Here is an 18,420-nt window from a genome sequence, read left to right as displayed (position 1 = left end):
CGGGTGCGCAGACGGAAGCCGGCGAGCCGGCCCCGACGGACAGCAAGGAGAAAACCACCTTCAAAATCGCAGTGCTCCTTCATCCGCTGACAAAGGATGAGGACTTTAACAACAAGGAGGTTTTCAAACAGGCGGAGGAGGCTACCGGCGTCCATATTGAATGGCTTCCCATTTCCGCAGCGGATGCGGAGGATAAGGTAAATATCATGCTTGCCTCCGACCTGCCGGATGCGTTTTTCGGCCTGGTAGGCGAGGGACAGATCGCAAACAACATGGATTCCTTCGCCAACCTGGCGGAAAACGATCTGCTCAAGACCTATGCGCCTCATGTGGCCGCGGACTATGAAACCATCAACGGCGGATTCGATCTGGTAACCTGGCCGGACGGCTCCATCCGCTCTCTCATGACCGGACGGCAGACAAGCTACGAAAACGACGGCGAAGGCATAATGTTCATCAACAAAGCCTGGCTGGATAAAGCCGGGAAGGAAATTCCCACTACAACAGAGGAGTTCCTGGATGTGCTCAGGGCTTTCCGGGACGGCGATATGAACGGCAACGGGGACACCACGGACGAAATCCCCCTGGAGCCGTCCCAGAGCGACTGGTGCTCCAAGATTATGAACCTTGCCAATCCCTGGGGAATCGCAGGCACGGATTCCAGTGATGAAGCCGCCTTTAAAATGGTAAAGGACGGAAAGGTTGTGGGGACCGCAGACACAGAGGAATTCAGGAGCTTTCTCGAGTTTGCCCACCAGCTTGTAGAGGAAGGGCTGCTGGATATGGAATCCTTTTCCCAGACCTCCGAGCAGTATCACGCCAAGCTCAGCGAGGGCGTAGCAGGCTGCTACTGGGCCTGGAATCCTTATGGGGATCAGAGCGAAACGGCAGCGGCCGATTATGTGGTAGTTCCTGCCCTTCAGGCGCCTGACGGACCCGGCTATGTAAAAACCGGCTCTCAGGATAAATTCGCCGCCAACCGCACCGGCTTTGCCATTACCAGCGCCTGCAAGGACGTTCCCCAGCTGCTGGAATGGTGGGATTATTTATCAAGCAGTACAGACATGAAATATACCTCCCGTTTCGGTCCTAAGGGCGAGGCCTGGGACATGGACGAAAACGGCACAGTTTTCGAAAAGCTGCCCGAAAGCCTGACGGACGATTTCACGATTGAAAACTATAAATACACCTATGGCATGGTGGATTACGGCCCCCTGATCCGTAAGGACGAAAATGCAGAGGTGCTGGAGGACGTAGCCTGGACCTCCTGGTACCGCATCGAATGCGTGAAGGAAGTGCATGATTACTGCCTCCCTGCAGAAAACCAGCTGCCCATCCGCTTCGTAGATCCTGCCAAGACCAATGAACGGACCTTTATTGAAACGGAGCTTCTGGCCTATATCCGTAATTATATCGCTACAAGTATCCTGGAGGGAATCGACGACAGCTCCTGGAATGCACATCTGGAGCAGCTGAAGGCGCTGCAATATGACGCGTGGCTGCAGTGGTATCAGGATTATCTGGATGGGAAGTTCTGATACAGGCCTGCTTTTCCACAAGCGATCAGCTGATTTATAAGTATTATGTTAATCATACCTGTAGTCAATCCCAACTTCTCCGGCAAAAAGGCTGCCGTACCCAGTAATTTAAGTTTAATGAAAAATCACTTGTACGGCAGTCTTTTTACAGCTGGTTCAATATTCTGTTATTTCTGTTTATATTGCGGATACAGGATTCCTTCAGACACTCGGACAGCATTTCCGCCACATCCTTCATATCTGATACACTATTCTCCCCATATAAATCTGTAAGGCATTTCCGGTTCGCATCGCTTACCTCTCTGACCCAGTCCTCCCGCAGACCTGAAGCGCCCGCCAGAGCGCCGCCAAGCTGTCCAGTCAAAGATGCAATGGAATCGCAGTCCCTGCCGAAATTAGCCGCTGCAATCAGCGCCCTGTTAATATCCTCTCCGCATAATGACCACAAAGCGAAGGCCACCGGTACATATTCCCTGCCATTCGCACTGAAATAACGATCCTTTCTCCAGATCCCCTTTGGCTGTGGATAGGTGTAGTCCAATAGTTTATCGTAGAAACGTTCGGTAAAATCAAATTCATCCTTACATTTTCCGGCAAGATCCATAGTCAGTGTAAAAGCACGGCGTACGATATCCGTCCCATACTTGTCCACATCCGCAAGTACAGAATCCAAATCCGCATTTTCCTTCAACGCACTGGCTATTGCACAGGCGAAGGCTGCCCCAAATTCTCTGTTTTCGCCATTACTGTTCACCATAGCCAGACACATTCCATCCTGAAAGGCCTGCTCCGGATCCTGGGCATTTATAATGCCCACAGGTGCAATTCCCATAGCTGCACAACCGCAGCCAATTCCTCCCACCCCCGCATCCCAGGGACTGATTCCTTCCCTAAGCCTCATTTTTACCAGCTTTTCATTCACCCAAAAGCAAGATTCATCCAGCTTTTCCAGGATCACCTCCGCAAAATCCGCAGCCGTAATCCTTCCTCTTTTTTTCAGTATCTGATATGCAATATAGCTTCCCAGAGTAGTGTCATCCGTCCAGAACCCTTTTCTTTCAGAACTCCCATAATAGCCATCTGCCACCAGCTGATTAAGCGTACCATATTTTTCCCTGATTTCCCAATACATCATTCCTTCGGTTGCCCTGCCAAGTGCATCCCCCACGGCTCCCGCCATCAGACAGCCATATATCTTCTCTTTTAATACCGCCATAAAATTACCCTTCTTTATATATAATCTCCGCCTGCCTGCGGAATCTTTTTTCCAGTTCATCTATATCCAGATATCTGGGACAGCTTCTGAAATAGCACTCAACCCTGTTTTGGAATGGTTCATACCAGTGAGAGGGCAAATTCTTCTTACCGATAATCGCACCCACAATACTGCCTGCTGTGGCTCCTGTACAGTCATTGTCAAATCCCATGGCTACGGTTTCCCCAATCACTCTGGTAAAATCCGTTCCTCCAATTAGGATTCCAAATATGACATAAAGCGCATTATTTATTGCATGCCCTTCAAACATACCCTCATATCTGGAGGTAACCGCCTCTACAGCATCTTTATAACTGTGTATGGAGGGCGCAATAGAGAATGCCCATTTTACAGCCTCTGCAAATAGACTTTCGGCCGGAATTTCCCCCAGGGCTATTTCTAGGGCCTCTCTGGGATCATTTACCACAAACGCGGCAGATACTGCAGCCGCCATAAACATCTCGCCATAAACCCCGTTTCTTCTGTGGTTCGCAGAGGCATCACGATACGCCAGCTGTGCTGCTTTTTCCGGCCATCCCGGCGCTGCATATCCCCAGGCATCCGCACGTGTCCATGCGGCTACGGACTGCACATTAGGATTCTGAAAATATCCGGCTCTCCCAGCATCCATTCCGGACCGATAATTATTGATAAACTTCCGTTCACCCCAAAAAAGCCCCCAGCTTCCGTTCTTTCCATGGATCTCTATTTCATCGTTCCATAGTTGCGCCATCTGTTCATGGGTAAAATGCGTTCCAAATTTTTCCAGTGTAAGAAGGCCAATTAGAGTATATGCCGTATCATCATCTACCGGAATCGCAACCATATTCCCTTTAGTCAGATTGGTAGCATTTCCCGTGATATATCTGGGAGCCTCCGGATTTTTTACCTCACTCCAGTAATTTGTCAGTGGAAAGGTATCTCCAAAATGTTCCGCCCAGACACGCATATTTTCAACGGACTGGAACTCCAGCCCTGCTCCTAGTGTGCATCCGGCTCCCCGCCCAAGGAAGGAACCAAGAAAACGCTCCCTATAATCATCAGGAATATTTCCGCACAGTCTACGCGGCCCTTTCGGTCTCTGTGCCCGGATTTCTTCCAGTTTCTCCGGTTCCTGGGGATCTTCCTTGGGATTTTCCAAAAGATCATTGAACTTTCCTATAATAGACCTGATAGATTCCTCAAATTCATTCAGGTATTGTCTTGCCTCGTCATTGTAGCCGAATTCTGCTGCAAGCAGGGAATACCTTCTGATGTCATCTACTTTTTCAGTAAATTCCATTGGTTCCAGTATCTGACTGGGATACTGGGGATAATTAATTTCTTCAATCCTCATGCGTTCTCCTATCTGAGCTGCCAGCTCTTCCAACATGATGTTAAATATAAAATAACCTAAAATTTCATTCCTGTAAAAGTGATTCCTTCTATTAACTGCTTTTGTCCCGCTATAAAAATAATAATGGAAGGCATGACAATGATTGCAGTTGCTGCCATGAGCATTCCCCAGTCAACCTTATATTCGCTTTTAAACAAACACAGGCCAACGGCCACTGTATATTTTTCCGGATCATTCACATAGATGAGCGGCCCCAGAAAATCATTCCAACAGTTAAGGAAGCAGAAAATAAATACTACTGCAAGTATTGGACGAATCAGAGGAACAATAATCTGAAATAAAATCCTCATATAACCAGCACCGTCAATTCTTGCCGATTCATCCAGATCCTTGGGCAGCGACATAATAAATTGGCGGATAAGAAAAATAAAGAAAGCCCCTCCGCCTAAATAGGCTGGAATAATTAGGGGAACATATGTATTTACAAACCCCAGCTTGCTCCATCCCAGATAAATGGGAATCAGGGTTATGGCATAGGGCATTATCATGCTTCCGATAATCAGGGAAAACCAGAAATTTTTCAGTGGAAATTCCAGCCGTCCAAAGGCATATGCCGCAAGGCAGGATGTCAGCATAGTACCCAGCAGTACCAACAGAAAAATTTTCAGTGTGTTTAGTGTGTAAAGCAAAAATGGCTGTCTGCTTAGCGCATCAGTATAATTCTGCCACCGGAACTCAGAAGGCCAATACTTTAACGGCCATACAAACATCTGCGTATCCGACATCAGGGAACTTCTAACGAGCCAATATATCGGAAACGCTACCACAACTGCGAAACAGGCTACTGCCAGAAACACCAGTATATTAAAGAATACTTGTTTTTTAGATTTCCCCATCCTTATTCCCCTCCGTAATAAACCCACTTTTTTGAAGTAACAAACACAATTGCAGTTATAATGGAAATCACTACAAAAAATACTACGGCAATTGCTGATGCATAACCGAAATTATTTCTTGTAAATGCCTCCCTTACAAGATAATAAACGGTAAAAAGAGTGGCATTATTGGGTCCGCCCTGGGTAATGGCATAAACCGGAATAAAATTCTGCAAATGGTTAATCATTCCCATAAGAAAATTAAAAAAAATGGTAGGGGTAACCATCGGGATTGTAACATAAATCAGCTTATGAAAAGCATTACCGCCATCAATAGCCACTGCTTCTACCAGCGACTGGGGTACGCCCTGCAGCCCCGCCAAAAAAATGATAATGTAATTCCCAGAAACCCAGACTGCCATTATCCACAGTGAAACTATTGCTGTTTTCTCTCCATAAATCCACAGGGACTTTCCCGCTCCAAATAAACTGGTAAAGGAATTCATTAAACCGAAATCTGCATTATAAATCCATGACCACAATATGGTAACACCAATGGCAGGCATTACATAGGGCAGAAAAAATATGGAACGAAACAGCGTTTTTCCACGAATATTTGTATTTAGCATGAGCGCCAGTACAAAGGCGTATACCAGACTGAATAAAATAGCACCCACTGCATATTTAACGGTTACAAACAATGAGCGATACATATAAACATCCGTAAATATTTTTTTATAGTTCTCAAGGCCAATCCATTTCGGTGAAGAAATGGCGGTCCATCGTGTCATACTGATATAGATTACATAGCAGATGGGAACAATCATCAGCGCAATTACGCCGATTATTGCAGGTAGTGCACAGGCATAGCCCACAAGATATTCCCTGTGTTTCATTTTACTGACTTTTTTCTTTCCTGTTTTTTTCATAGCAATCTCCATTCCGCCGATATACAGGCAGTACTTAATTTTCCCCGGGAGCAGCACGGAATGCTACTCCCATCTCTGTCTGTTATTAATTGATCTGATTGCTCTCAAAAATAGGTTCTACAACAGGCATAATCCTATCTTTTATAACCTCCTGGGCCGTTGCTGTCCCTTCCCATACAGGAGCTATTTCATCTTCAAATATTTCAGAAATTTTACCCATTACCAGATTATGTGCGAACATTGTCTGAACTGTATGATTCAGGGAATAATCGCAAAAATCAATCATTTCCTCAATATCAGGATGCCTGCCGTTATCTGCCCATTCCCGTATCATTTCCTCCGAGGAATAATACTTCTCTTCCGTGGGAAGCATCAGGCCGGATTTAATTACAACCATATGGTTTTCATCCGCTGAAAACCATTTGCAGAACTCAGCGGCTTCATCAAAATGCTTAGTGTCAGATGATACTACCAGTGTAGGCCCATTATTTACACTTGCAGGCACCTTCATAGTCGGGAGCACGCCAATACCGTAATTTAATTCTCCTTTTTCTGCCGCAACGCCGACTGTTGTTCCCATTATCCAGGTTCCTGTAACCACCATGGCAATCTGATTGCTGGCCAGCAGAATATCCTCAGAGGAAAGCTCACTTGCAACTCCAGGCGAAGGCATTACATGATATACATTAATCAAATCTGCTATCTTCTGAATCGCCTCAATGGACTCATCTCTGCCTAAAAGCAGTTCTTTGCCATCTTCACTTACAAAACCGCCTCCATTTCCTGTCATCCAGCCATGCAGCTGCCAGGCGGCATTGGAAATATAACAACCATAAGAAACGATATTTTCAGGATCAAATCCCGCATCATTTGGTGTATTTCCGTTTTGGTCAAAGGTGAGTGTCTTGGCTACCTCTACGAACTTATCCCAGCTCCAGGCATCTTCAACCTTGGATGGCGGATATTCTATCCCCTTTTCATCAAAATAATCCTTATTATAGAATAATGCTTCATTTTCTGTTGAAAACTGGTATGCCACAAATTCTCCATCATATGAATATGTGCAATAGTCAAGCTTTTTCTCATCTTCTGCATACCAGTCATCATCCATTTTTGCATATGCACCTTCTTCGTTCCAATATATCTGATAAGCCTCCGACATCTGGAACAGATCCGGCAAATCACCTGAGGCGGCCATACTTGTCAATTTGGTCAGATAGTTACTACCGTCTACTGGAAGCTGTTTAATCCTGACGTTTGGATGAGTTTCATAATATTGGGCAAATATTTCTTCATATTCAGCCTGGCTATCCACTCCTTCCCAATGCATGAATGTCAGTTCTACAATATCTTCCCCCTGCTCTTCTGCTTTATTGCTGTCCGCTGATGCTACCTCCTTACCCTCAGAATTACTTCCACATGCAGTCAGCTGAAACGTCATTGCTAGTACCAGTACAATTGCCAACAATTTTTTACTCATATAATTTCCTCCCTTAATAAACCCCTTTAAATTCCTTTTATCTTATCTCTTTTCTGTGCTTATTTTTGTTTCTTACCGCATTGACTTCCTTTCCCCCTCTCTCCGTGTGCGTACACGATTTTCTCAAAAAAAATATTTCGTCAAAAATAAGCCGCCACATTTCGTGTACGTACACGAAATGCCTATAAAAACCTTTCGGTTTTTATACTATAGTTTCCCCTTCCACAATTTCATATTCTAGCATATGCTTCTTCTTTGCCTGTGTTTTAATCACGTCAAAAAGCGTATCAAATATTATTTCTCCCATTTTTTGAACAGAATACTTAATTGTAGTAAGCCTGGGGCTGATATATCGCAGGGAATCAATATCATCATAGCCCATCAATCCGACCTTTTCCGGTACGGACACACCTTTTACCTTAAAAAAATCCAGTATCTTCAGAGCATAGGAATCACACATGCATAAACAGGCTGTTTTTACAGAATCGTCCAAGCAGGCATAAACCGTCTCCAGACGCTCCTTAGAGCTACCCTGGATTATCATAGGCTCCATGCCATAAGTCTTCATTCCGTCCAGATAACCATTCTGGCGCTGTCTCAGTGTATATGTATTCAAACATTTCTCCTCCTGTGTGGTAATATCAGGAGTTAAATATATCACCCGCTTATAATTGTGTGAAACAATATAATCCACCGCATCCTTCATAGCCTGCCGATCATTAACCCCAACAAAAGAAAAATCGCTAGATATACGGTTGTAAATCGTTACTACCGGAATATCGGTACCCTTTAAAAACTTAATATAATCCGCACCGGCACCCACAGGAAATAGAATAATCCCGTCAACCTGCCTGCTTGCCAGATATTTCAGACCTTCTTCTTCCAAGTCAAAATCCTTATGCGTGAGAATTAGATAAATAAAATATCCATTCTCCTTTGCTCTGGCTTCTATAGTATCTATCAACTGCGGAAAAAAATTATTATATAAATCAAAACAGATAATACCTATTGTTTTCGTGGAACCGGTAGCCAGGCTCCTTCCCGTATAGTTAGGAACATAATTAAGCTCCCTAGCCGCATCCATTATTCTTTTCTTAGTCTTCTCACTTATTCCAAATCTGTTATTGATAGCTCTGTCTACTGTTCCTTCGGAAACTCCGCAGTATTCAGCAATATCTCTGATTGTAGTCCTCATGAATACCCCCGGCATCTTTTTCGTGTGCGCAAACGATTATGGTCTTATTATACAACATCTCTGTCAATAATCAACCCTTTTTATTATTTATTACAGTTATCATGTAACAATTCAGACGGAGCGCAACCGATACTGCATCCAGACAAATAAATTGCCCCCACATTTCTATTCTCTACATACACATCCCAAAGCTTACCGCAAGCGCCCGGTCCACCTGTCCCAACAAAAGATTGTCCACTCTGCCTATGTATTCCTTAAGCCTTGAGCGGTCAATGGTACGCACCTGCTCCAGAAGAATGATGGAATCCTTTCTTAAACCGAATTTGGAATCCTCAAGCGGTATATGCGTGGGAAGCTTATGCTTTCCGGTCTGGCTTGTTATTGCGGCCACGATGACGGTGGGGCTGTAGCGGTTGCCCATATCATTCTGAATGACAAGAACCGGACGGATGCCTCCCTGTTCTGAGCCGATTACCGGACGTAAGTCTGCGTAATATATATCACCTTTTTGAATGCTCATTGCTGTCTCCTCCAAATAAAATACTTCGTCTGAAAATCCCTTTCTGTATCCTATTGAGGAGTGTTGCCTGTCAACCTGAGCTTTATTCATTGCTTTCAGGCGCTTTGGCAGAAAAAATTTCTTTATTCCTGTGGTCGTCTTTCCCGTTCTTTTACAGTGTCAGTCGTTTGGACAGTTACTTCTTTTCTTCCGATGATAAAACTATTTTCCCTGTCGATAATAGAATTTCTTTTCCTTGACAAACTTTTATTTTAGAATATAATTACATTTAATAAATATATTTTGGGAATTTTATTCTACAGTTAAGGAGGGTACTTATGGAAAATGAAGCCTGCCTCGCCGCTATCAGGAACCAATACAATACACTTACCAAAACCGAACGGCAGATTGCCGATTACATACTCGCGAACAGCAGCTCCGTGGTGGAAATGAGCGTGGCCGATCTGGCTGCGGCCTCTGCTGCGGCCGGTTCCGCAGTCATCCGGTTCTGTAAAACCCTAGGTTATACCGGGTTTTCCCAGTTCCGCATCACCCTGGCCATGGAGCTTGCCAGCAGGCCTGCGCCTGTCATGCCTCTTCTTACCAACAGCGATACCTCCGCAGACGCAGCGCGCAAGGTTTTTGACTCCAGCGTGCGTACTCTGCAGAATACGCTCTCCATGCTGGATTTTTCCATTGTTGAGGCCCTGGTAAATGAGATTTTACAGGCGGAACGTATCTGTATTTTTGGCGTGGGCACCTCTTCCCCCATCGCTGAGGATACCGGATACCGCTTCCTCCAGCTGGGGCTTTCCGCATCCAGCTATAAGGATATTCTCTTCATGCCTGTCGCCGCTATGAATATGAAAAAAGGAGAGCTGGCAATCGCCATCAGCCACAGCGGCCGGACACAGGCCACCCTGCAGGCGCTGCAGCTGGCAAAGGGGCAGGGAGCCGTTACCGCCGCCATTACCAGCTACCGTACAAGCCCTCTGGCCCAAACCGCAGATTATTCTCTCACCGCCTACCCTGATGACATCAATTATCCCGTGGAGGCAGTCTCCGCCAGGCTCGCCCATATCTGTATCCTGGATGCCATCGCAGTAATACTGACCCTGCGCCAGGGCGAAGAGGCGGCGGCACACTTAAGAACCCGGAATGAGATTCTGGAACGGATCAGAAAGAAGGATGAGCTATGAAAAAAGCCTCCGGCCGGCTGCTTTTCCTCGTTGCCTATTTCGCCTATGCTTCTATCTATATTGCACGCCTGAACCTGACAGTAGCATCACCTGTCATGCAGTCGGAAAAGCTCATGAATGCCGCACAAATTGGAACTATGGGAGGTATCTTTTTCCTTTTTTATTCTGCCGGCCAGCTGCTGAATGGGTATCTGGGAGATATTTTCCCGCCGAAAATCATGATAATGACCGGTCTTTTCCTGACTGCGGCTTCTAATCTGGGAATTGGCTTTCTTCCCGGTACGGCGGTTATCACTCTTCTCTGGGGAATCAACGGCTTTGCCCAATCCATGCTCTGGGGGCCATTACTGCGTACTGTCGCCAGCCACTATCCTCCCGGGCGCAAATCCTTTATCGCCTCACTGCTTGTTTCCTCCGTGGGCACGGGCAGCATTCTCGGCGTATTTCTGGCAACGGCGGCCATCTATTTCGGCAATCTGCGGTATGCTTTTATCTGGCCGGGTGCGGCCGCACTGCTTTCGTTTATTGCCGTGTTTTATCTGTTTCCCGGTGTACCGGCGCAGGCCGCAGATCAGGGGAAAAAACCCCTGGCTTCCCTGTTTTCACCTGGGCTGATCCTCCTGCTCCTTTCCGCCATGTGCCATGGCGTGCTCAAGGACAACATCACTCTGTGGGCAGCTTCCTATTTTATGGATACTTTTTCAGTGGATTTGCCCACTATGTCCTTCTTTGTATTTGCGGTTCCACTGCTGACCCTGGCAGGAAGGCTGATTTACCCGCTTATCTACCGGGCCTGTGGCGGAAACGAACACAGGGTATCCTTATTCGCACTCATTTTAGCGGCGGTCAGCCTGGTCCCTCTGTGTTATTCCGGAATTTCCCTGATAACCTCCGCCATATGCCTGAGCACCGCCTCTGCAGCGGTTTCACTGATAAATACCTCATTCCTCACCATTTACCCTATGCGCTACCAGCAATACGGCTGTGTATCCAAGGTGGTGGGGCTGATGGATTTCGCCACTTACCTGGGCGCTGGAATCAGTTCCTCTTTTTATGGCTTCTGGCTGGAGTCCCACACCTATTCCGGTATGTTTTTATCCTGGGTTTTCCTGTCTGTCCTGGCTGTTATTTTATTATTTATAGTACAAAAAAGGAGATTAACATGAACGAAAAAGTAATCCTCATATCCATTGACGGTATGCGTCCCGACGGAGCCGTTGGCTGCGGCCATCCTTTTGTACAGGAATTGATGGAAAAAAGCACTTATACTCTGCAGGGCGGCTCCGTGCTGCCACCAGTCACTCTGCCCTGCCATACTTCCATGTTTTACGGGGTCCCGCCGGAGCGTCACGGTATCCTTACCAACACCTATACCCCTCCTGTACGGCCGGTAAAAGGAATTGCCGAACAGCTGGCCGCCTCCGGGAAGGTATGCGCCGCTTTCCATAACTGGGAACCGATCCGTCACATCTGGCAGTCGGAAACCATGAAATATACCGGTTATATCAATGCCTATCAGGAGGATAATTCCGACAGCCTTCTGACCGGGATGCTTTTATCCCTTATCTCCCGGAAGCAACCGGATTTCCTCTTTCTGCATCTGGTGGAAACCGATGAAAAGGGAGGGCACGACCATGGTTGGATGTCTCCCGAATATCTGGGGCAGCTCGGCAACGCCCTTTCCTGTGCCCAGAGGATTTATCAGGCGGCTGGCAATGACTACCATATCATCATCACCGCTGATCACGGCGGCCATGACCGCAGCCATGGAGATAACTGTCCTGAGGATATGACAATTCCCATGTTTTTCTGCGGCAGGTACTTCCAGCACGGCAGGAAGCTGGAGCACGCATGCCTGCTGGATCTTGCTCCTACGATTGCCTGGCTGACCGGTGTTGCGGCTGTCAGGGAATGGGAAGGGCATATCATCCCTCACCTTTAAACCATATAAAAACAGGGGACTGCAATACAAAGGGCTGCTGCAAAATCAAACAATTTGCAGCAGCCCTGTTCTTCATGCATGCTCAGTGCTGGACATCCTGATTCTTCATCATTTCCATCAGGTTAAAGGGAGGAAGAATACTGTCAATCAGCTCATACAGAGCGTCGTCATAATGGTCGCGCACCTCACAGCTGCGGTCAAAGATCATGGTAGGCTCTTTTTCCTCCGTTACCGCATCCCACTGGGGAAGTCCGGAATGTCCCGGCCTGCCGGTCCGTGCAAAGGTCATCAGGGCCCCGAACATCCGGGCCTCCAGTTCATCGGAAACACCCTGGATGCCGCATACCTCCACCTTATCCGTATTGTGGAAAAAGAAGGGGATATCCGAACAGTGCCATGCGATTTTCTGATGCTGGATCGGGAACTCCAGGATAAAGTTGTAAAGGTAGGTCCCCGCGCCTCCCTTCGCGTGGAGCTTTGCCAGACGTTTGGAGGGCTGACGCATCACACGGTCCACATTCAGCAGATCCGTGGCATATTTTCCGGGATAGGCTTTGGCAAAGGCGGCAATCATTTCATCCGTATGTTCTCCGTAAACCTTTGCAATGATCTCCCTGGCCTCTTCCCCTGACAGCTTTGTTTTATCATAGGTTTCCGGCAGGAACGAAAACTCCCCGAATACGGAACCGATCAAAAGCGGGATCTGATATGCATGTTCACGGAAGCCGCACTCCAGCGGGCTGCCGAGATAATAATCATTTAACAGCGGGGAGCCTCCCACATAGCCGCCCTTCATGGCAATCGGCGCGCTGACCTTCGTGTAGGCTTTTGCCAGCTCATAATAAGGTATGGTTTCCAGTTTTTCCACATCCCCCTCGCCAAGCCCCAGCTCCGCGAGCAGCGCCCCAACGATCTCACGCCCGTCGCCGCGGCAGACAGGCAGTGTGGACGCATCCCCAACGCCGCTCATGATCATGCCCTTATGGAACAGGCCGTCCGCATCCGGAATCTGCATCAGGTCGGCCACCTTCATACCGCCTCCGGACTGGCCGAAAATTGTTACATTCTCAGGATCCCCGCCGAACAGGACGATATTTTTATGTATCCAGCGCAATGCCGCCACCATATCCGCATGGCCTGCATTTCCGGAGTTTTTGTACTTTTCCCCGAAGGGGGACAGATCCAGGTATCCCAGCAGATTCAGACGGTGATTGACGGAAACCACCACCACATCCCCGTCCATGCACATGTTATACCCGTCATAGGCAACCTGCTCAATGGAGGAGCCGGCAAAATATCCTCCGCCGTGCAGCCATACCACCACCGGTTTTTTCGCTTCCTTATCAAGGGACTTTGTCCAGATGTTCAGGTTCTGGCAATGCTCATCCTGAGGCCAGTAACGGTGGGGAACCATAAGCTCCGCGCCGGGAGTATCCTGGTTCATCAGCGGGCATACAAACCCGTAAGAGGTGGCGTCCTTTACGCCCTCCCAGGCTGCTTCCTCCGGCATCTGGAAACGATCCGCATATGCATAGGGCACGCCTCTGTAAATATACGCCCCTTCATAGAAAAATCCTTTCAGGCTGCCCCCGGTGGTTTCAACTACAGGTACATCGTCATAATTAAAATTTTTAGCCATTTCGTTCTCCTCCTTGTTCTTGCTGAAAAAAATGTGTGTTTCCCTGAATGACTCTTATTTTCCTTCTGTCTCCTGTTTCTGTAAATCCGCCATTACCGTCGGATAAAGCTTATCCAGCTTATAAAAATAATAGAATGCCGGAATCGCCGGCATAAACGGAATCGGCGCCGCAAGATACAGATTCTTAACCGCCGCAATGGCGGTTTCCGGCTGTACTGCCGCAAGTCCATTATATCCCGCTGCGCCGATAATAGCCAGTGCTGCGGCACCGCCGACGCCCGCACCGATTTTTGCGCCGAAGGCGCGCTGCGCTGGAGTAAAGCATGCCTTCCACACGGGCTGCGTCCCGCTTTCCGTATTTTTTGCTCAGCAAACGACAGGAAAATTTCTCATATTAAATCTGATAAGTATAATAATACCTCCTTACGCTTCCAATGTAAGTGGGTTTTTCGCCCATGATAACGAATTATATTCAATATGATTTAATTATTTATCAAAATATACGTTTTTTCCCTGTAACTATTATGCAGCAGGTTACTCCATAACCTGGCAATTTACTGTTTCGGAATGAGATCATCTGTAGTGTCAGTTAATGGATTATTTGTTAACTTTAATTCAAACAGTTCCGCCGAACTCAAAAAAAGAGAGCTTGCTTAGCAAGACCTCTTTTTTAGGAGTTATTCTACTCATCAAAATAAAAACATATATATAGCGCAGAACCGGATTACGGAACAGCCTGGTACTTTGCAAAAATCTGCCCCCCCTTCTTCCATGTGTTTGACGCCAACCGGCCGGACAATGAAATTGGATTCATGGGTACTTTCCGGATGAGGACAAGGTTACCGCTAAGCGCCTTCTCCCGGCGCTATAGGTCAGTCCCGGGCTTTCATCAATACCCCTCCGCCACCTCCATTGCAATTCTCTCCCATTCAAAAAGGCATTCCGGCTTCCCGTTCACGGTGCTGATATCCTTTAAAACCAGTTCAAAGGAGCAGTTATTTTTCCTGCATGCCGATAGAATACCGGCCAGCTCCTTATACACCGCATCCCGGTTCAGCTTTCCAAGAGACAGCTGCGCCGGATTCGGCTTACAGGAAATCACATAACGGGAACCGATCCGCTCCGCTGCCGTATTGATATCCGCCCATGGAGTAATTGATATTTTGCGCAGGTTCGGTATCTGCTCCAGGATATCAATTTTTCTATCCAGCGGCTCACAGCAGCCGTAATAAACATAGCCGAAGGGTTCCATGGCTTTGATCATATACTGTATGTCAAATTCATCATGCATTGCCGGTGATACCGCCGCCAGTATCTGTGCCAGCCCGCGTCCCCAGACCTTTTTCAGGTTATTGTGTTCATAATCTCCGGCGGCTTTGCCCATGCCGGAAGCGGACGCCGAGGCGCTGTGGCAATAAAGCGGCTCCATATCAATCAGGTTTTGTTCCTCATACTGTTTTACCGTATGTAAAAAAATATCCGTCAGTCTCTGTACCAGCTGATGCATGAATGCAGGCTCTTCCGCCAGCCCTATCAATAAATCCTCAGCTCCCATCAACATGGCAATTGTATCCCAGGTCTTGCAGCCCAGATCATAGCCTGTTGGCTGTCCGGTTATCTTGACCGGAAGTATATCTCCCACGGCCTCCGCTATTTTCATGAAGCGCCGCAGGGTTTCCTTTTCATCATAGGTGATAACGGGATCATGAAGCATCTCCAGCCCTTTCTCCCGGAAAATATTATGATATTTATGGGAGCTGATGCCGCCGTTATTTTTCCCAAGCCGCTCTTCCTCCACCTCCACGCCTATCCCGGTGGAATAGATTACCTTTTCCACTCCGATATAATCCGGAAGAGCCAGATCCGCAGGCATATGCTTCCGCTTATAAAGGCTGCGTCTCAGCTCCTGCTCCACCCTTCTGTAATCCTCATCTTCACACTGCAGGGCCAGCTCGTCTTCTATCTCCATTTCTTCCCATGGAAGCTCGTCAATCAGTACGATAGGACGTATCATTTCCAAATCATTTACCGCCCTGTGCAGCCTGATTTTTTCCCGGTTTTCATCACTGCGCGCAAACTCGGCATACCGTGAGGCCAATCCTCTTAAAATAATCTTGTCGCTCAATTCCGCTCCCATCTGCGTGCATGGCACGCCTGCAAACCAGGGAAGCCCTTCTCTTCCATTATAACCGTAAGGTTCTGAAGTCTGCTTATTTCCTTTATTATACCAGACCTATTTTAATCCGTCACCCAGCCCGTAAACATCATTTTCTTTTCCTTCCACACCATCCCAATGGATTTCTTCTTTAAACTCCAGTTCAATAATCGTATCCAGCATATCACGTGAAGCTATCGGCACCCGGATTTCAATATTGCCTCCATCCTCCGTAAGTTCTGCGTCACGGGCATTCAAGGATCGCCAGGAAACCAGCTCGTTATCCGGTATCGTAAACTTTACAGTATCCTGCTGCCATTCAATGATATGGACGTATACCCTGTTTTTACGGTATGTTGTTCCGCCCCAGCTTCCCGGTATAACCGGGCCGCCTCTCGTTTTGTACACTGTATCCCCATATTTTTGCAGCCAGTCACCAAGCTGCCTGAGACGTTCCACCTGTTCCGGTTCCATATCCCCGTCTCCTGTGGGACCGACGTTGAGCAGATAATTGCCGTCCCTGACCACAATAGAAATCAGGTTATGAACCAGTTCCCGTAAAGACAGCACCGGCCTTCCCGGAATGTATCCCCAGGAATCCGCAATACAATCATTGGAATCCCATGGTTTATCCGTACGGATATCATCAATCCGGCGTTCCCTCACGTGAAAATCACCTTTCCAGCCGAAACGGTTATTTATCATAATATCCGGCTGAAGCCTGCGTATCTCATTGATTATTTTTTCCGATTCCCAGAAATAATTAACTTTCATATATTCGCTGACGGCCCATTCCGGCCTGCGGAACCACCCCTGCTCGGAGGACCAGTCGATTCCGCCCAATGCCAGCCACTCCCCGTCAAACCAGAGCAAATCGATTTTCCCATAATTCGTCATCAGTTCCATCAGCTGATCATGGCACTGTTTTTTAAGCTCCAGCGCATTTTCCCAATAAAGATCCGGGAAAAAATAGCCCGGGAATCTCCAGTCCAGGGGAGAATAATAGAACCCCACCTTAAGCCCTTCTTCCCGGCAGGCTTCCACATATTCTTTTACAAAATCCCTGTGCGCCGCGCTGTTCATCGCATTGAAGCTGCTGCTCCTGCTGTCAAACAGACAGAAGCCGTCATGATGGCGGGTTGTCAGCACCATATATTTCATTCCCGCATCCTTAGCCGCCCTGGCCCATGCACGGGCGTCAAACCTGCAGGCCGCAAATTCCTCCGACAGTTTTTCATACTCCTTCACATTCAGCCGTTCGCTGAACAGTACCCATTCTCCCTTTCCCAGCATGGAATACAGTCCCCAATGGATAAACATCCCAAACTTGGCGTCCCGAAACCACTGCATACTGCTCTCGTCCAGTCTGTGTACTTCTTCCGGCACATATTCTTTTTGCGCCTGTTCAAAGGATTTCATTTCTTCTATCTTTTTCATAGCTTTCCTCCTGCTGTTTTTTCCAGGCCCGCTCAGCCCTTTACGGCTCCTACCGAAATTCCCTTGATAAAATATTTCTGCATAAAAGGAAATACCACAAGGAGCGGGAGCAGGCCTACAATGGCAATAGCCATTCGGACGGTTTCCTGGGGAATCCCCCCGCTGATGCTGGACATGTTGATATTGCTGTTTGCATTTTTTGATAAAAACTCAATATTTTTAATCATATTATTCAAAAGCTGCTGCACGCTGAACAGTTTTGCATCTGTGATATAATATAACCCATTCATCCAGTCGTTCCAATACCCCAAACCGATAAACAGGCCGATTGTGGCAATAATCGGTTTACAAAGCGGCAGCGCTACCTGGCCGAATATCCGGAATTCCGTGGCGCCGTCAATCTGAGCGGCCTCGCTTAATGCAATCGGCATGTTGGACTGAATGTAGGTGCGGGCCAGGATAACATTAAAGGCGTTCATCAAAAGCGCCGGTATTATCAGTGCGCCTATCGTATTTTTCATATGCAGGTAACGGGTATACATGATATATGTAGGAACCAGGCCTCCATTAAACAGCATGGTAAAAAACAAATAAAAGGAAAGGAATTTTCTCCCGGGAAAATCCGGATGCGCTAAAACATAGCCATAAAGCAGCGTCATCATGGTTCCTGCCACCGTGCCAACCGCAGTTACCATAAGCGTAACTCCATAGGCGCGGAAAATCTGAGCCTTTTCATTCCATATATATTGATATGCTTCCAGGCTGAACTGCTTTGGCCAGAAGGAATAGCCATGCATTATAATCTCATTGTTACTGGTAAGCGACGCCATTACCAGAAGAACCAGAGGTATTATCATAATCAGCGATATAAGCCCCATCGCTAAAGTAAGCATCCACTGATAACGTCTTTCTTTTTTCCCAACCATATTGTCCTCCTGTCT

Annotated in this window: 15 protein-coding genes and 1 pseudogene; 4 read left to right on the top strand and 12 right to left on the bottom strand. The window is 47.2% G+C overall.

What is annotated here, in order from left to right; translation table 11 throughout:
- Positions 1–1,538, top strand: a 1,538-nt coding sequence (locus HMPREF1548_RS11160) for an extracellular solute-binding protein (protein WP_021636197.1), incomplete at its 5' end; no start/stop codon positions are given.
- 322 nt (positions 1,539–1,860) lie between these two features.
- Here the strand turns inward: HMPREF1548_RS11160 and HMPREF1548_RS11155 are convergent.
- The 7 genes and pseudogenes from HMPREF1548_RS11155 to HMPREF1548_RS11125 all read right to left on the bottom strand — a co-directional run.
- Positions 1,861–2,718, bottom strand: a pseudogene (locus HMPREF1548_RS11155) (ADP-ribosylglycohydrolase family protein); the annotation flags it as partial.
- 40 nt (positions 2,719–2,758) lie between these two features.
- Entirely contained in the window at positions 2,759–4,129 is a 1,371-nt protein-coding gene (locus tag HMPREF1548_RS11150; RefSeq protein WP_051358370.1) for an ADP-ribosylglycohydrolase family protein, read from the bottom strand.
- Between the two features lie 56 nt (positions 4,130–4,185).
- On the bottom strand, positions 4,186–4,818 hold the full coding sequence (locus HMPREF1548_RS11145; protein WP_276946255.1) for a carbohydrate ABC transporter permease: 633 nt from the start codon (positions 4,816–4,818) through the stop codon (positions 4,186–4,188).
- A 209-nt stretch (positions 4,819–5,027) separates the two neighbouring features.
- Positions 5,028–5,933, bottom strand: coding sequence for a carbohydrate ABC transporter permease (locus tag HMPREF1548_RS11140; RefSeq protein WP_198168631.1), 906 nt, complete (start codon positions 5,931–5,933; stop codon positions 5,028–5,030).
- Between the two features lie 85 nt (positions 5,934–6,018).
- Positions 6,019–7,413 (bottom strand): ABC transporter substrate-binding protein, encoded by a 1,395-nt coding sequence (locus HMPREF1548_RS11135; RefSeq protein ID WP_021636192.1) that lies wholly within the window; start codon positions 7,411–7,413, stop codon positions 6,019–6,021.
- A 202-nt stretch (positions 7,414–7,615) separates the two neighbouring features.
- The gene (locus HMPREF1548_RS11130) at positions 7,616–8,608 is read right to left on the bottom strand and encodes a LacI family DNA-binding transcriptional regulator (protein ID WP_035321815.1); all 993 of its coding nucleotides are present in this window, start codon (positions 8,606–8,608) and stop codon (positions 7,616–7,618) included.
- 172 nt (positions 8,609–8,780) lie between these two features.
- Complete coding sequence (locus HMPREF1548_RS11125; protein ID WP_025488232.1) at positions 8,781–9,128, bottom strand: type II toxin-antitoxin system PemK/MazF family toxin; 348 nt, start codon at positions 9,126–9,128, stop codon at positions 8,781–8,783.
- A 317-nt stretch (positions 9,129–9,445) separates the two neighbouring features.
- On the opposite strand from HMPREF1548_RS11125, the gene HMPREF1548_RS11120 reads away from it, so the two are divergent.
- From HMPREF1548_RS11120 to HMPREF1548_RS11110, 3 genes are read left to right on the top strand one after another with little or no spacing between them, the layout of a single operon-like run.
- Positions 9,446–10,306: a MurR/RpiR family transcriptional regulator gene (locus tag HMPREF1548_RS11120; RefSeq protein ID WP_021636187.1), complete on the top strand. Its 861-nt coding sequence runs from the start codon at positions 9,446–9,448 to the stop codon at positions 10,304–10,306.
- Positions 10,303–11,472, top strand: coding sequence for an MFS transporter (locus HMPREF1548_RS11115; RefSeq protein ID WP_021636186.1), 1,170 nt, complete (start codon positions 10,303–10,305; stop codon positions 11,470–11,472). The genes HMPREF1548_RS11120 and HMPREF1548_RS11115 overlap by 4 nt, the downstream gene beginning before the upstream one ends.
- Positions 11,469–12,248, top strand: a complete 780-nt coding sequence (locus tag HMPREF1548_RS11110) for an alkaline phosphatase family protein (RefSeq protein WP_021636185.1) — start codon at positions 11,469–11,471, stop codon at positions 12,246–12,248. The genes HMPREF1548_RS11115 and HMPREF1548_RS11110 overlap by 4 nt, the downstream gene beginning before the upstream one ends.
- An 82-nt stretch (positions 12,249–12,330) precedes the next feature.
- On the opposite strand, the gene HMPREF1548_RS11105 is transcribed toward HMPREF1548_RS11110, so the two are convergent.
- The 5 genes from HMPREF1548_RS11105 to HMPREF1548_RS11085 form a co-directional block, all read right to left on the bottom strand.
- Positions 12,331–13,887 (bottom strand): carboxylesterase/lipase family protein, encoded by a 1,557-nt coding sequence (locus HMPREF1548_RS11105; RefSeq protein ID WP_021636184.1) that lies wholly within the window; start codon positions 13,885–13,887, stop codon positions 12,331–12,333.
- Positions 13,888–13,941: 54 nt separating this feature from the next.
- Entirely contained in the window at positions 13,942–14,223 is a 282-nt protein-coding gene (locus HMPREF1548_RS11100) for an MFS transporter (protein ID WP_021636183.1), read from the bottom strand.
- Between the two features lie 553 nt (positions 14,224–14,776).
- On the bottom strand, positions 14,777–16,012 hold the full coding sequence (locus tag HMPREF1548_RS11095) for a uroporphyrinogen decarboxylase/cobalamine-independent methonine synthase family protein (RefSeq protein ID WP_157065667.1): 1,236 nt from the start codon (positions 16,010–16,012) through the stop codon (positions 14,777–14,779).
- A gap of 108 nt (positions 16,013–16,120) precedes the next feature.
- Positions 16,121–17,479, bottom strand: a complete 1,359-nt coding sequence (locus tag HMPREF1548_RS11090) for an alpha-L-fucosidase (protein ID WP_021636180.1) — start codon at positions 17,477–17,479, stop codon at positions 16,121–16,123.
- Positions 17,480–17,511: 32 nt separating this feature from the next.
- Positions 17,512–18,405, bottom strand: a complete 894-nt coding sequence (locus tag HMPREF1548_RS11085) for a carbohydrate ABC transporter permease (protein ID WP_051358369.1) — start codon at positions 18,403–18,405, stop codon at positions 17,512–17,514.
- Positions 18,406–18,420 lie beyond the last annotated feature (15 nt).

Origin of the sequence: Clostridium sp. KLE 1755 (assembly GCF_000466465.2) — a bacterium.
In the GTDB taxonomy this organism is placed as follows: Bacteria; Bacillota; Clostridia; order Lachnospirales; family Lachnospiraceae; genus Eisenbergiella; species Eisenbergiella porci.
Note: the sequence above shows the minus strand (reverse complement) of the source record. Positions and strands in the feature narration are given on the sequence as shown.